At 73.0% G+C, this 14,323-nt stretch carries 10 protein-coding genes and 1 pseudogene; 4 read left to right on the top strand and 7 right to left on the bottom strand.

The window, feature by feature from the left end; all coding sequences use genetic code 11:
- Window positions 1-3 precede the first annotated feature (3 nt).
- Window positions 4-933: a GNAT family N-acetyltransferase gene (locus tag A6A06_RS37615; protein WP_073768118.1), complete on the bottom strand. Its 930-nt coding sequence runs from the start codon at window positions 931-933 to the stop codon at window positions 4-6.
- A gap of 228 nt (window positions 934-1,161) precedes the next feature.
- Here A6A06_RS37615 and asnB point away from each other — a divergent pair, with 228 nt between their 5' ends.
- From asnB to A6A06_RS37600, 3 genes are all read left to right on the top strand, one after another.
- Window positions 1,162-3,012, top strand: a complete 1,851-nt coding sequence (asnB, locus tag A6A06_RS37610) for an asparagine synthase (glutamine-hydrolyzing) (RefSeq protein ID WP_073768116.1) — start codon at window positions 1,162-1,164, stop codon at window positions 3,010-3,012.
- 225 nt (window positions 3,013-3,237) lie between these two features.
- Window positions 3,238-3,636: a GntR family transcriptional regulator gene (locus A6A06_RS37605; RefSeq protein ID WP_073768115.1), complete on the top strand. Its 399-nt coding sequence runs from the start codon at window positions 3,238-3,240 to the stop codon at window positions 3,634-3,636.
- Complete coding sequence (locus tag A6A06_RS37600; protein WP_073768113.1) at window positions 3,633-4,061, top strand: VOC family protein; 429 nt, start codon at window positions 3,633-3,635, stop codon at window positions 4,059-4,061. Before A6A06_RS37605 ends, A6A06_RS37600 begins: the two co-directional genes overlap by 4 nt.
- 64 nt (window positions 4,062-4,125) lie before the next feature.
- Here the strand turns inward: A6A06_RS37600 and A6A06_RS37595 are convergent, their stop codons facing one another.
- A complete protein-coding gene (locus tag A6A06_RS37595; RefSeq protein ID WP_073768111.1) occupies window positions 4,126-4,482 on the bottom strand; it encodes a hypothetical protein in 357 nt (118 codons plus the stop codon).
- A 246-nt stretch (window positions 4,483-4,728) separates the two neighbouring features.
- The gene (locus tag A6A06_RS37590) at window positions 4,729-5,841 is read right to left on the bottom strand and encodes a DUF5925 domain-containing protein (RefSeq protein ID WP_073768406.1); all 1,113 of its coding nucleotides are present in this window, start codon (window positions 5,839-5,841) and stop codon (window positions 4,729-4,731) included.
- Window positions 5,842-6,149: 308 nt separating this feature from the next.
- Between A6A06_RS37590 and A6A06_RS37585 the strand changes: the two genes are divergently transcribed.
- Window positions 6,150-7,451: a GH39 family glycosyl hydrolase gene (locus A6A06_RS37585; protein ID WP_073768403.1), complete on the top strand. Its 1,302-nt coding sequence runs from the start codon at window positions 6,150-6,152 to the stop codon at window positions 7,449-7,451.
- Between the two features lie 18 nt (window positions 7,452-7,469).
- Here the strand turns inward: A6A06_RS37585 and A6A06_RS37580 are convergent, their stop codons facing one another.
- The 4 genes and pseudogenes from A6A06_RS37580 to A6A06_RS37565 all read right to left on the bottom strand — a co-directional run bounded on the left by A6A06_RS37580 (window position 7,470) and on the right by A6A06_RS37565 (window position 14,263).
- Window positions 7,470-11,417, bottom strand: coding sequence for a lipopolysaccharide biosynthesis protein (locus A6A06_RS37580; protein ID WP_073768109.1), 3,948 nt, complete (start codon window positions 11,415-11,417; stop codon window positions 7,470-7,472).
- Complete coding sequence (locus A6A06_RS37575; RefSeq protein ID WP_073768107.1) at window positions 11,410-12,222, bottom strand: polysaccharide deacetylase family protein; 813 nt, start codon at window positions 12,220-12,222, stop codon at window positions 11,410-11,412. The genes A6A06_RS37580 and A6A06_RS37575 overlap by 8 nt, the downstream gene beginning before the upstream one ends.
- A 197-nt stretch (window positions 12,223-12,419) precedes the next feature.
- Window positions 12,420-13,451: pseudogene (locus tag A6A06_RS37570) on the bottom strand (glycosyltransferase family 2 protein); the annotation flags it as partial.
- The gene (locus tag A6A06_RS37565) at window positions 13,448-14,263 is read right to left on the bottom strand and encodes a glycosyltransferase family 2 protein (protein WP_073768105.1); all 816 of its coding nucleotides are present in this window, start codon (window positions 14,261-14,263) and stop codon (window positions 13,448-13,450) included. The gene A6A06_RS37565 and the pseudogene A6A06_RS37570, both read right to left, overlap by 4 nt.
- Window positions 14,264-14,323 lie beyond the last annotated feature (60 nt).

The following is a 14,323-nucleotide window of genomic DNA, read 5'->3' as shown; positions in this document are numbered from 1 at the left end:
GTGTCAGGCGCCCGGCAGTTCGCGGACGCAGTGCCACTCGACGGCGCAGGGGCGGTAGCCGAGCGCGGCGTTGACGGCGAGCATCGGGGCGTTCTCGGCGTCGTTGGACGTGAACGCCTCCGTGCAGCCCGCCTCGCGGGCCCGGTTCAGGGAGTCGGTCTTGGCCAGCCTGGCCAGCCCCCGCCCCCGGTAGGCGCGGCGGGTGCCGGTCATCTCCGAGCCGTAGCGGCCCCGCCCGTCCGTCCGCGCCAGGCTGAACGCCGCGATCTCGCCGTCCACCGTCACCACCGTCGTCAGGTCCAGGTCGATGTCCGGATGCTCCCAGGTGTGGGTGATCCAGTCCTCGTAGGTCATCGCGTCGACGACCAGGTCGTCCGGCTCGTCGACCGTCACCTCGACGTCCGCCTCGAACAGCGGTCGGGGGTCGGCACCGAGGTCCGCGGCGGTCCGCAGTTCCGTCCCGGGCGGAAGGGACGCGGGCAGCGGCGGCAGTGCGGCGTGGGCGAGATCGAGCCGGAGGTGGCGGGACGCGCGCAGGCGGCGGTAGCCGCGGCGTTCGGCGAAGGACAGGGAGCGGGGATCGTCCCGGGGATGGGCATGGAGGTGGGTGGCGCCGGCCCCGGCCAGGTGGTCCTCCGCCGCGGCGAGCAGGGCGCTGCCCGCGCCCCGGCCGCGCTGTCCGGAGTCCACCAGCAGCGCGACGACACCCTGCCCGGGGGTGCTGCTGTCGTGCTGGACGCTCGCCTTCGCCACACCGACGATCCGGCCGTCCTCCTCGGCGACGAACACCCGCAACTGCCGGGCGGCAGGCGCCTCGGCGATCTCCCAGGCGACGAACTGCGGCGTGGAGATGTTGTAGGGCAGCACGCGGCGTCGCACGTCGCAGACGTCCCGGGCATCGGATCGGCGGAAAGGGCGCACGGTGATGGTCATCAGTGGGACGGTACGCCCGCGGGCCGCGCGCCGCCTCCGAATATCCCGGGGAGGCACCGGGCCCGGCGTGCCCCGGGAGCCGCGGCGCGGCTGGCTCGTTCCGGACGGTCGCGTACGGCCCGTACGGCACGTACGGATCGCGTGACGGGCCCCGGGCGTACGGTCGTCGGCGCGGGCCCCCGCCGGGACGCGGCGCGCCCGCCACCGATCGAAGGAGGAGCCGCGACCGTGTGCGGAATCACTGGATGGATCTCCTACGACCACGACCTCACCACCGAGCACGCGACGCTCGACGCCATGACCGCGACGATGGCCTGCCGCGGCCCGGACGCCGCGGGCACCTGGTTCACCACGCACGCCGCGTTCGGGCACCGGCGCCTGGCCGTCATCGACATCGAGGGCGGCAAGCAGCCGATGACCGCCGAACAGGACGGCCGGACCCTGCTCGCCCTGACCTACAGCGGCGAGGTGTACAACTACCGCGAGCTGCGCGCGGAACTGACCGCCCACGGCCACACCTTCCGTACCGGCAGTGACACCGAAGTCGTGCTGCGCGCCTACCTGGAGTGGGGCGAGGAGTTCACCGGGCGGCTCAACGGCATGTACGCCCTGGCCCTGTGGGACCCCCGCACCGAGGAACTCCTCCTGGTCCGGGACCGGATGGGCATCAAACCCCTCTACTACCACCCCACGCCCGACGGCGTCCTCTTCGGCTCGGAGCCCAAGGCGATCCTCGCCCACCCCCGGGTACGCCCCGTCGTCGGCACCGAGGGCCTCGCCGAGCTGCTCACCTTCACCAAGACCCCGGGTCACGCCGTCTACCAGGGCATGTACGAGGTCCGGCCCGGCCACACCGTACGGGTACGCCGCGGCGGCCTGGCCACCCGCCGCTACTGGTCCCTGGAACCCCGCGAGCACACCGACGACCTCCGCACGACCGTGGCGCACGTCCGCGAGCTCCTCGACGACATCGTCGAACGCCAGCTGATCGCCGACGTACCGCTGTGCACCCTGCTCTCCGGCGGCCTGGACTCCTCGGTCATCACCGCGCTCGCCGCCCGCGCCCTGGCCGCGCAGGGCAGCGGCCCGGTGCGCTCGTTCGCCGTCGACTTCACCGGCTACACGGAGCACTTCCGCGCCGACGACCTGCGCGGCACCCCCGACGGTCCGTACGCCGCCGCGCTCGCCGCGCACGTACACGCCGACCACGAGGCCATCGTGCTGGACACCGCCGACCTCACCGACCGCGCCCACCGCTCGGCCGTGCTGCGCGCCCGCGACCTGCCCAACGGCTTCGGCGACGGCGACACCTCGCTCTACCTCCTGTTCGGGGCGATCCGGCAGCACTCGACCGTCGCCCTGTCCGGGGAGTCCGCCGACGAGGTGTTCGGCGGCTACAGCTGGTTCCACCACCCCGGACACGTGCACGCAGGAACGTTCCCCTGGACGTCCGCCGGCATCGCCGACCGGTTCGCCGGCGGCAACGCCACCCGCGAGGCGCTGCTCGACCCCGGCCTGCTCGGCAAGCTGGACCTGGAGGGCTACGAGACCCGGCGCTACCGCGAGGCGCTCACCGAAGTGCGGTACGCGGACGGCGAGACGGGCCTCCAGCGCCGGATGCGCGAGGTCAGCTACCTCCACCTGACCCGCTTCGTGCAGTCCCTGCTCGACCGCAAGGACCGGGCCAGCATGGCCGTCGGCCTGGAGGTACGGGTCCCGTTCTGCGACCACCGGCTCGTCGAGTACGTCTACAACACCCCCTGGGCGATGAAGACCTTCGACGGCCGGGAGAAGTCACTGCTGCGCGCCGCCACCCGCGATGTGCTGCCCGGCCTCGTCGCCGACCGGGTCAAGAGCCCGTACCCCAGCACCCAGGACCCCCGCTACGGCGAAGCGCTGCGCACCGAACTCAGGCAGGTCGCCGCCGACCCCGCCGCGCCGGTACGGGCACTGCTGGACGCGGACGTGGTGGCCCGGGTGACCGCCGACGGATCGGAGGAGGACATCAGGCCGGGCGCCGAACTGGCCCTCGGCCTCAACGAGTGGCTGGTCACGACCGGTACGACACTGGAGGTGTAGGGCGTACAGCACCGGAGGTGTCGGGCCTACGACACCGGAGGTGGAGCGAACGGCGCGCCGGGGGAGCGCGCACAACCGGCGCGCACTCCGCCCGGACCGGCGGCGGAGCCGGTGCCGCGGCACGACATGAGCGGCCCTGCGGACACGGCGGGCGCCCCTGGCGCACAATGGGGGCGACCCACCCCCCCCCGCGTCCCCCGCAACCCCCGTACCAGGAGCGCCACCGTGGCCGTCCAGCAAGCGCCGCCCCTGCGGCTGACCATCGACCCGGACGCGTCGGACGCGCCGTTCGAGCAGGTCCGGGCCCAGATCGCCGGACAGGTCCGCGCCGGCGGCCTGCCGGTCGGCCGCAAACTGCCCACCGTACGCGGCCTCGCCGAGCAGCTCGGCCTGGCCGCCAACACCGTCGCCAAGGCCTACCGCGCCCTGGAGACGGACGGCGTGATCGAGACGCGGGGACGCAACGGCACCTTCATCGCGGCGGCCGGCGAGGCGGCCGACAAGGAAGCGGCCGCGGCCGCCGCCTCCTACGCCCGGCGCGCCCGCCGGCTCGGCCTGGACCACCCCGCCGCCCTCGCGGCGGTCGCGGACGCCCTGCGCGCCACCTACGGAGACGACGCGTGACCGCCGTCGCCCGCGTCCAGTGCACCGCCCTGGACTGCCCCGACCCCCTGCGGCTCGCCCGCTTCTACGCGGACCTGCTCGGCGGCGAGATCAACCGCCGCACCCCCCTCTGGACCACCGACGACGACTGGGTCACCCTGCACACCGACCACGGCACGGTCCTCGCCTTCCAGCGCGCCCCCGGCCACCAACCGCCCCGCTGGCCCGACCCGGACCACCCCCAGCAGTCCCACCTGGACCTCGGCGTCAACGACCTGGAAGCCGCCCACCAGCGCGTGCTGGACGCGGGCGGCACCCTGCTCGACTCCACCCACGACGCACCGCCACGCGGCTTCCGCGTCTACGCCGACCCCGCCGGACACCCCTTCTGCCTCGTGCGGGAACTGCCCGCGGACCGGCAGGCGTACGCGAAGAACGACACCTGACCAGCAAGGAGCCCCGCCCGCGCGCCTGGGCGGCGTGCGAGCGGGGCCCTGCCGTGCGCATCGTTCAGCGCAGCCAGGCGGGGCGGCCTTTGGGCCGGGGGAGGCCGGGGTAAGGGGCCGGGTAGGCAACGCGTGTGACGATGTGGCAGTGGTTGCACCACCACAGGCAGCCGTCCGCGTCCACGTCGTCCCCTTCACATGCCATACAGGTGTCGCCTGCGATGTTGGCCGCTATGCCGCGATGGTTGCCGTTGGCCATACGCCGCTCGTACGCCGCGCGCGCCAACGCGTAGCAGCGAAGGCACAGCGCCTCGTACTGGCCCGGCAGCTTCACCGTGTCCTGGCCGCACGGGCACAGCAGTACGCCGACATGGCGCGGATCCACGCCGATCGGCCCGCCGCGCGGCCTTCCCTGGCTCATGCCGGCACCTTGCCCGTACCGGCACATCCACTGCACTGCGTTTTCACGGTGTTACCGCCCTGCGTCTCCCACTCAACTTCACCGGTACCTCCGCAGTCCGGGCAGTACTTCTCCGGCGGCATCTGATCAGCCATGGCTCCCATCCTCCTCTCCGGCGCGGGGCACCGCTGCGGTTTGGGGAGACCGGTTGATCGGCCGGCGGACCGCCGTACGGCTGCGGGTGCCGCACGCCTGACCGGGGAGAACCTACAGATACAGCCCCGCGTCCGCCCCCGAGTCCTGCGACGGGACCGAGGCCGGGCCGGTGCCGCGGCGCAGCGCGTACAGCTCCGCCAGGGTCGCGCCGTCGCGGCCGATGCCGTCCTCCCTGCCGAGCCACCGCACCGCTTCCGTGCGGTTCAGCGGACCCACCTCGATACGGGCCAGGCAGCGGCCCGGCCGCACCACCGCGGGGTGCATCCGCTCCAGGTCCTCGTTGGTCGTCACCCCGACCAGGACGTTGCGGCCCTGGCCCAGCAGCCCGTCCGTCAGGTTCAGCAGCCGGGACAGCGCCTGCCCCGCCGTGTGCTTGGCCTCGCCGCGGATCAGCTCGTCGCAGTCCTCCAGCAGGAGCAGCCGCCAGCGCCCCTTGCCCGCCACGTCGTCCTCACCGATGGCGATGTCCATCAGGTAGCCGATGTCGTTGAAGAGGCGCTCCGGGTCCAGTACGCAGTCGACCTGGCACCAGTCGCGCCAGGAGCGGGCCAGGGTGCGCAGCGCGGACGTCTTGCCCGTGCCCGGCGGCCCGTGCAGCAGGAGCAGCCGCCCGGAGATCTCCTCCGGCGCCACCTTCATCAGCCGCTCCAGGGCCTCGGACACCGGCGCGGTGTAGTTGGGGCTGATCTCGTCCCAGGTGCCGGCGGAGATCTGCCGGGTCGTACGGTGCGGGCCGCGCCGGGGGGAGAGGTACCAGAAGCCCATCGAGACGTTCTCCGGCTGCGGCTCCGGCTCGTCCTCCGCGCCGTCCGCGGACTGGCCCAGCACCTTCTGGGCCAGCTCGTCGGTGGTGGCCGTCACGGTCACGTCCGCGCCGCGGTTCCACCGCGACACCAGCAGGGTGAAGCCGTCGCCCTCGGCGAGGGTGGCGCTGCGGTCCTCGTCGCGTGCCGAGCGCAGCACCTTGGCGCCGGGCGGCAGCAGCGTCAGGCCGGATTTGACCCGGTCCACCGAGCGGCTGCGCGCGTACGGCTGCTCACCGCTGGCGAACCGCCCCAGGAACAGGGCGTCGACGACATCGGACGGCGAATCGCTGTCGTCCATGTTCAGACGGATCGGGAGGGACTCCTCGGCGGCGGACGGCTGGACGTGGTCGGCACACATGACCACCATGATCCGGCAACACCGGCCACCGCGTACATGGAATTTCCCCTGCCGCCCAGGTCTTTCTCCCGGAACTCCCAAGGAAGGCGGAACGGCCCCTGCACTTACCGGGAAACCGGCCGTCCGGCCCGCGAAGCTGGCTAGGCTGGCCCCTCGTGGGACGTCATGGGGAACGTCACGGCGGGGACCGGCACGGCGGTACGGAAACGGTCCGGCCGCCGGGCCCGGCGAATGCGCCGGGCGCCGACGACAGCACCGGGAAAAGCCGCAGGCTCCGCAACCGGCCCCGGGCCACCGCCCTGCTCGCGATGGGCGTGGCCGTACTGGCGATGGCCCTGGCCATGTGCGGCTTCCCGCCGGAGAGCGGCAGCAACGGCGGACCGGCCGCCACCTCGCCCGCCGCGCAGGTGGGCTGGGGCTTCACGCACACCGAGTACAGCGCGGACCGCGGCAACAAGGCCGCCACGCGCAGCGCCGGCCGGCTGCTGTCCGCCGACCCGATGCCGCAGAACCAGCACATCATGGGCTGGGGCGCACAGAACCCCGAACCGAGTCCGGGAACGTACGACTTCAAGGAGCTGGACAGCCGCGTCGACCTGATGCGCCGCACCGGTGGCACGCCCGTACTGACGCTGTGCTGCGCCCCCGACTGGATGAAGGGCGGCAAGGCGGGCGAGACGGACTGGAGCGCCCTGGAGAAGGCGCCGAGCCCGGAGCACTACGCGGACTTCGCCGCGCTGGTCGGCACGATCGCCCGCCGCTACCCCGACATCCGGCACTTCATCGTCTGGAACGAGTTCAAGGGCTTCTTCGACGAGTCCAGGAACCGCTGGGATCAGGAGGGCTACACCCGCCTGTACAACATGGTCTACCGGGAGCTGAAGAAGGCCGACAAGGACAACCAGGTGGGCGGCCCGTACGCGGTCATGGACAGCCACCCGCCCGGTGACGACACCTACGCCTCCGACGTCAAGGGCCCCTGGGGCAGCCTGGACCAGCGCACCGTCGACGCCGTCGAGTACTGGAACGCGCACAAGGCGGGCGCGGACTTCGTCGTCGTGGACGGCTCCAGCTACACCAAGGACGACCGGTACGTGCCGGACGCGTTCGCCGCCACCCGCAAGTTCGCCGACACCGGGCGCTGGCTGCGGGAGACGACGGGGCTGCCGCTGTGGTGGGCGGAGTGGTACGTCGAAGTCGCGGACGCCAACGACGACCGCAGCGGCTGGAGCGAGGCGCGCCGCACCGCCGTCCAGGCGAGCGCGCTGATCTCCATGACGGAGGGCGGCGCCACCAGCGGCTTCTACTGGAACCCGGAGAAGGAGAGCGGCGACTGCCCCGGCTGCCTGTGGCGCAGCACCGACCTGCGCGGCGGCGGCGGCCGGCTGCCCATGATGGACCTGCTGTCCCGCTTCTCCCGCGCGTTCCCGCCCGGTACGTCCTACGAGCGCGTCGACGTCGCCGCGGACGGCCGGGCGGACGTCCGGGTCCTCGCCGACGGTGAGGACATCCTGGCCGTCAACACCTCCGGCCGTCCCGTCCGGACGACGGTGGACGGGCAGCGCGTCACGCTCGACGCGTACGGCATCCAGTGGCTGAAGCGCTCCTGACGGCCGCCGCCCGGCGGCTCACGACATCGTCACGAACCGCTGGACGAGTGCCACCAGGAAGACCAGCAGCAGGGGCAGCGTGAACCAGAAGGAACTCTGCATCCACCGGAGCTTGCGCACACCCGGCGGCAGCGCCACCCGCACCACCTCGCGGGCCGCGAGCAGCAGGAGCAGGGCACCGGCCGCCAGCGCGCCGACCACCGACCACGACGTCCAGGTGATGCGCGGGCCGACCGGGCCGGGATCCGGCTCGGCCACCGGGCCCGGCTGCTGCTGACCGAGTTCGTACAGCGCCGCGTCCTTGTTGCTCATGACGCGGCGCAGTTCGGGGCGCTGGTCCAGCGCGGTGCGCAGCCGCTGCTCCCAGGTGGCGGCGTAGCCCGCGCCCAGGCGCAGCGATTCCGTCTGACCGCGGTTGACCATGAAGTAGGAGTGCGGTCCGGCGTCGCGCAGCGCGTTGACGAGCGAGTCGGTCAGGACCGGGTCTCGCGGGGCGAGTACGGGCACGTACTGCACCCGTTCCATGTCCTTCGCCCCCCACGGCGTGGCCGGGGTGACGTCGTTGACCGTGTCGTTGGTCGGCCAGAGCACCCGCGCCGTGGGCCGGTCGTGCGCGTAGACGTAGTCCATCGCGGCCACCTCGCCCGGCCGGACGCGTTCAAACGGCTCGTTGCCCCAACGGGCCACCAGGAACCCGGTCACCAGCACCACGCCGGTCAGCAGGGCGGCGAGCGGGCCCAGGCCGCGGCGGCTGCCGACGGCGCGCGGGAACAGCGCGAGCGCCCCGAGGACGCAGGCGCCGGGCAGCGCGAACATGAACACCCGCAGCGCCATCTCGCCGCCGTAGGACTGCATGCCGAAGGCGAGGAACGGTACGAAGGTCAGCACCAGCAGCGAGCGTTCGGAGAACCCGGCGGCACGCCGTCGCAGCACGCCCCAGCAGGCCAGCGCCATGACGCCGCCGGCCAGCGCCACCCGCGCGTACAGCACCAGCTTGTGGGTGCTGTCGCCGGTGCCGATCCGGCCGGTGACGGATGAGGAGACGTTTCCGCCGAAGCCGCCGATCCCGCCGAACAGCTCGTCGAAGTGCCCGGACCAGTACGGCTCGGCGAGGAAACCGACCCAGACCACGACCACCACGCCGAACAGCAGCGGCAGCCCGTACAAGGACGTACGGCGCACCAGCACCAGGAAGGTCAGCACGCCCAGCATCACGAACGGGGTGAGCTGGTGGCCCGCCACGGACGCCGTGAACAGCAGGGCCAGCACGGCCAGCAGCGCCACCCGCTGCCCACGCCCGGCCGGTACGACCTCGGCCTCGCCGGGCCACCGCTTGCCGCGCAGCACCCGCGGGTCGCGGAACCACACCAGCAGGATCGCCGCGAAGACCAGGTAGAGCAGGTACGTGAAGCCCTGCGGGGAGAAGTAGTCCTGGCCGACCCAGCCGCACAGCGCGAACAGCCACGCCGCGCTCCACTTCGCCCGCCAGCTCGCCCGTACGGACTTCAGCAGCAGGAACACCGGGGCCAGATACAGCAGCTGGATGGTCAGCGGCCACCAGCGCAGCACCTCGGTGAAGTCCGTGACACCGCACGCCTCGGCGAGGAACTGGGCCGCGGCGAAGAAGCCCGGCCAGCTCCAGCGCGCGTCCAGGTCCGGCACCGCGGTACCGGTCCGGCCGATGTAGTCCAGGAAACCCAGGTGCTGCCAGGCCGTCGCGAAGCGCGGTTCGGCCTCCAGGACGGCGGGCAGCGCGTGCAGGGCCACCACGGTGAGGATCAGTACGGCCGCCAGCAGGGCGCGCCGCGGCCGGGACAGCCACAGGGCCGACGCGAAGGCCAGCACGAGCAGCACGGCGCCCAGCAGGGTCGCCGCGGGCAGCACGCTGATCAGGCCGAGCCCGCCCATCCGGTCCAGGTCGGCGTCGCCCATGCCGCGCAGCGGCAGCCAGAACAGCGTGACGGCGGCGACCAGCAGCGCCCAGACGCCGATGTCGGGGCGCCCGCCCAGCCGGGCCGTGAGCCGGGTGCCGAAGGGGACGGCCGCCGCGAGCCGGGCGGCGAGCGGGGGTGTGGGGGGTGGGGGAGCGGTGGGTGTGGTGGAAGGGGGTGGAGTGGGGGGTGTGGCAGCAGGAGGCGGGGTGGTGGGGGGTGTGGTGGTGGGTGCAGCGGTGGTGGGGGAAGTGGTGACGGGTGTGGCGGTGGTGGGTGTGGTGGACGCGGTCGCTGGGGCGTCCGCTTTCGCCGCGTTCACCGTCCGCTCCGTACCGCGGTGGCCGTCCCTGTCCCTGTCCCCGTCTCCGGAGCCGTCTCCGTTCGGGTGCGCCCAGGACGGCGCCGGTGGCCGGACGTCCGGCCGGCGTTCCATGTGGTCGAAGTCCACGTGCAGACCCAGCGGGACCGTATCGACGTCCCCCAGGGTCCGCTGCGCCCAGCCGGGCCGGTGCGGCACCGCATCGGGCGCGGTGTCCGCCGCCTCCGGCGCGCGGTCCGGACCGGCCGGTGGTACGGCGGTGTCCGGGAGGGGCGCCCGCGCGTCCCCCAGGTCGCCGTTGACGGCCAGGTCCGCCAGGTCACCGTCCGGCGCCAGCCCTTCGGCGGGGGCCCGCGTGAGGGGGGCGGAGGGCCGCCCCTTGAGGATGCGGTACAGCTTGACGGACGCGATCGAGACGATCACCGCCAGGCTGGAGATCTCCGCGACGCCCGCGCCGGTCAGCCCCATCCGCGGCAGCAGCAGCAACGTCAGGCCGAGCACCAGGACGCACAGCAGGCCCTGCATGTACGCCAGTCCCGAGGTACGGCTCTGCGCCCGCAGGACGGCGAAGTAGACCTCCATCACGACGCGCAGCGCGGCGCCCACCGCGAACCAGCGCAGCAGCGGGGTGGCCGCGTCCGCGTACCCCTTGCCGAAGACGGCGAGGATGTACGGCGCGCAGACGAACAGGAAGAGACAGACCGGGATCATGATGCGGGCCATCCGGCGCAGCGCGGCCCTGGTGTTCTCGGCCAGCCGCGCCGGGTCGTGCGAGCCCTCGACGGTCAGGGACGCGCCCATGTTGATGGCGAGCAGGTTGACCGTGCCGCCGATGGTGGTGGTGATGTAGAAGTACGCGTTGTCGGTGGCGCTGACCTGGGAGGCGACCAGTACCGGCACCAGGTAGACGACGGCCAGCGAGAACAGCGAGCCCGTGTAGTCACCGGCCAGGAAGCGGCCCATCTCGCGCAGCGACGGCGGCCGCGCGGTGCGTTCGGTGGCCTGGACGTGCCGGGGCACCAGCCGCCGGAAGACCAGCCAGCCCAGCGGCAGTACGGACACCGCGATGGCGGCGACCCACGAGACGAAGACGCCGGCCAGCGGGATCGCGGCGGCGAACGCGATCAGCAGCGCCAGTTTGACCGCGGAGAAGACCAGGTTGCCGACCGGCACCCACAGCGCGCTGCGCAGCCCGGTCAGCACGCCGTCCTGGAGGGTCAGCAGCGACCAGGCGACCACCGCGACGACGAACCCCAGACCGTGCACGGGCCCGTGCAGAAATCGGTACGACGGCCCCCACAGGTCCAGGGTGAGCAGGAAGACCGTCGCGGCCAGCGCGACGACCAGCGAACTGCCCAGATACGTACGGCGGACGAGACGGCCGGTGGAGCGGCCCGCCACCGGGATGTAGCGCGCCAGCGCGCCGGTCAGCGTCAGCGAGGTCAGCCCCGCCAGCAGCTTCATCGCGGCGATGGCCGCCGAGCCCTGGCCGACCGCCGACTCGGTGTAGTACCGGGCCGCGACCAGCCAGAACCCCAGACCGAGCAGCCCGGAGATGCCGGTGTTCAGCATCAGCGCGTAGGCGTTGCGGAACAGCGGGCTGCCCCCGCCGCCCTTGCCGCCGGCGCCCCGGCCGCCGAACAGGCGCCTGCGCCCGCCGCCGGCCGGTCCGGGGTCCGTACGCTCCTCGGTCCGGGTGGTCGTGTCAGACACGGCTTTCGCGCACCTTCCCCACTGCCTCGACCGCCTGACGGGCCCTGCGGACCACGGCGTACCCCTTCGTGAGCGCCCGGTCCCGGGCGAAGGTCCGCCCGACGCCCCGGCCCGCCACGAGTCGTGCGAACTCCTCGGTGCCGGTACCGCGCCGTACCGTCATCCGCGCCAGCGCGTACGGGCCCTGGCGGGGCACGGCGAGCGCGTTGCCCACCGCCAGCGACTGCCGGAAGCCCGCACCGCGGACCGCCCGCCGCACCCGTCGGCTGGAGTAGCCGTACGGGTACGCGAACGAGGCCGGCAGCGCGCCCAGTTCGTCGGCGACGATCTGCTTGCAGCGGGTGATCTCGAACCACAGGCGGTCGTCGGAGAGCCGGTCCAGCTGCGGATGGGTGTGACTGTGCCCGCCGATCTCCACACCGGCACCGGCCAGTTGGCGGGTCTGGTCCCAGTCGAGCATGGTGTCGAGGCCGCCGCCGGTGTCGTACGGGCCGCGCAGCCAGCCCGTGGAGACGAAGAGGGTGGCCGCGAAGCCGTGCTTGGACAGCGCGGGCAGGGCGTGCCGGTGCACGCCCTCGTAGCCGTCGTCGAAGGTGATCAGCACGGGCCGGGCGGGCAGCGGGCCGCCGCCCCGCCACGCCGCCGCCAGGGCGGCGGTGGTCAGCGGGGTGAAGCCGCCGTCGTCCAGCACCGCCATCTGTTCGGCGAACGCCTCCGGCGTGACGGACAGGTCCAGCGTGGCACGCGCGGGCGCGTGGGACACCGCGTGATACATCAGGATCGGTACGACGCGCGGCTCGGTCATGCGACCGCCCCCTCACTCCCCGCCGACGAAGACTCACCGGCCGCCCGGGGAGTTGCACGTGCCGGAACGCTGTCCGGATCGCGCGCGTGTGCGGGAGCCGGGTCCGTGCGGCCCGTACCGCCCGGCACGCCTCTCCCGCCCGGCACACCTCTTCCGTTCGGCACATCCGACCCGTCCGGTACATCCGCCCCGTTCGGCTCGTCCGCCCCCTCCGGCACGTCCGGCACCACGAAGCCCGCGCCGTCCGCCGCCCGGCCGCCGCGCCGGGCCTGCATGCTCCCCAGCGCGTAGCCGTACGCGGCGGAGGCCATGCCCGCCACGATCGCGCCCGCCCGTCCGGCGCCGCCCGGCCGCCGCAGCAGCGCGTCCCGCGCGCCGCGCGCGACGCCCGCCGGAAGCACCCGGGTCGAGTAGCGGCGCTCCGCCGACAGCCCGTCCCGCGCGCCCACGCTGCGCGTCACCAGCGCCTTGGACAGCCCTTCCGCGTACGTACGGGACCGGAAGTACGCGAAGCGCTCCCGGTTCACCGGCACCCGGTGATGGATCACCGACCGGTCGTCGACCAGCAGCACCGCGCCCGGCACGGCGCGGGCCAGCCGGATGCACAGCTCGGTCTCCTCGCAGCCCAGCGGCCGCCGGTCGCCGTCCCGGCCGATGCCGGTGGCGAACCCGCCGGCGGCCTCGAACGCCTCCCGCCGGAAGGAGGCGTTGCCGCCCAGGACGTTGCGTACGCGGACCGTGTGCGGGCCGCCGGTGCCGTCGTCCTCGGGGAACAGCCCCCGGTACGCGCAGCCCACCACCCAGTCGAACTCTTCGGGGAACCAGGCGGGCCGCCGCCCCGAGGCCCACACCGGTTCGGTCCGGCCGCCGACCGCCATCACCCGCGGATCGGCGTAGCCCTCGGCGAAGTGCAGCAGCCAGTCCCGCTCGGCCACCGCGTCGTCGTCGAGGAAGGCGATCACCTCGCCGGTCGACGCGGCGATGCCGGTGTTGCGCCCGGCGGACAGGCCGCGCGGCCCGGCGTTGGCCAGGACGCGTACCGCACCGGACCGGGCGGGTGACGCGAAATGAGCGGTCAGCCGGTCCAGCAGCGGCGGATTGTGGTCGACCACGAGCAGGGTCTCGTGAGCCGGATGGGACTGGTCGTGCACCGAGGCCGCCGCGGCGAGGATGTCGCCCCAGCGGTCCTCGGTGTATGCGCAGATCACCACGGAGACGCGGACGCTCAAGACGCCTCTCCCGTGATCATGGCAGGGCGGGCGGGGCGCTTGTGGCGGGTGCTGCGCTCGCGCAGTATCACCTTCAGCACCCGGAACCCGTCCCGCACGGCGCGCAGGTTGCTCACGCCGTGGATGCGGTTGTACTCGTGGCTGGGGATCTCCTGGACCTTCAGACCGGCCTTGACCACGCGGATGTTCATCAGCGTCTCGACCTCGAACCCGGCGCAGTCCAGGGCGATCTCGTCCAGGCAGTGCCGCCAGAAGGCGTTGTAGCCGTAGCACAGGTCGGTGTAGCGGGCGCCGAACTTGGTGTTGACCACGGTGGTCAGCACCCGGTTGCCCAGCTTGCGCACCGGCGTCATGTCGTCGGTGCCGCCGCCGTTGGCGAACCGCGAGCCCTTGGCGAAGTCCGCGCCCCCCACCAGCGCGGAGACATAGCTGACGATCTCGGCGCCGTCCGCCGAGCCGTCCGCGTCGACCATCACGATGATGTCCCCGGTGCAGGCGGCGAAGCCGCTGATGAGGGCGTCCCCCTTGCCCTTGCCGCGCTGCTCGACGACCTTGACGTCGGCCCGCAGCTCCCGTGCGACCCGGACGGTGTCGTCGGTGGAATTCCCGTCCACCAGCACGACTTCGTGTATCCACTCCGGCAGTGTCTTGAAGACGTACGGAAGATTTTCCGCCTCGTTCATCGCGGGTATCACGACGCTGACCGGCGGAGCTATGGCCAGATGCGAGGAAACAGGACGGTATTGCGTTTCGGCACTCACCGGCGACAACGGTTGCTGATCCGTTTCCGCGGAGCGAAGGAATGAACTCATGAGTGTGTTTCCCTCTCGTCCGGTGGGCCGCCCACCCCCGGGCGGCCCGGATGGGTATCC

The sequence above is a fragment of the Streptomyces sp. CB02923 genome, from assembly GCF_001905005.1.
Lineage (GTDB): Bacteria > Actinomycetota > Actinomycetes > Streptomycetales > Streptomycetaceae > Streptomyces.
The sequence above is the reverse complement of the archived record's forward strand: the minus strand, read 5'-3'. Positions and strand labels throughout refer to the sequence as shown.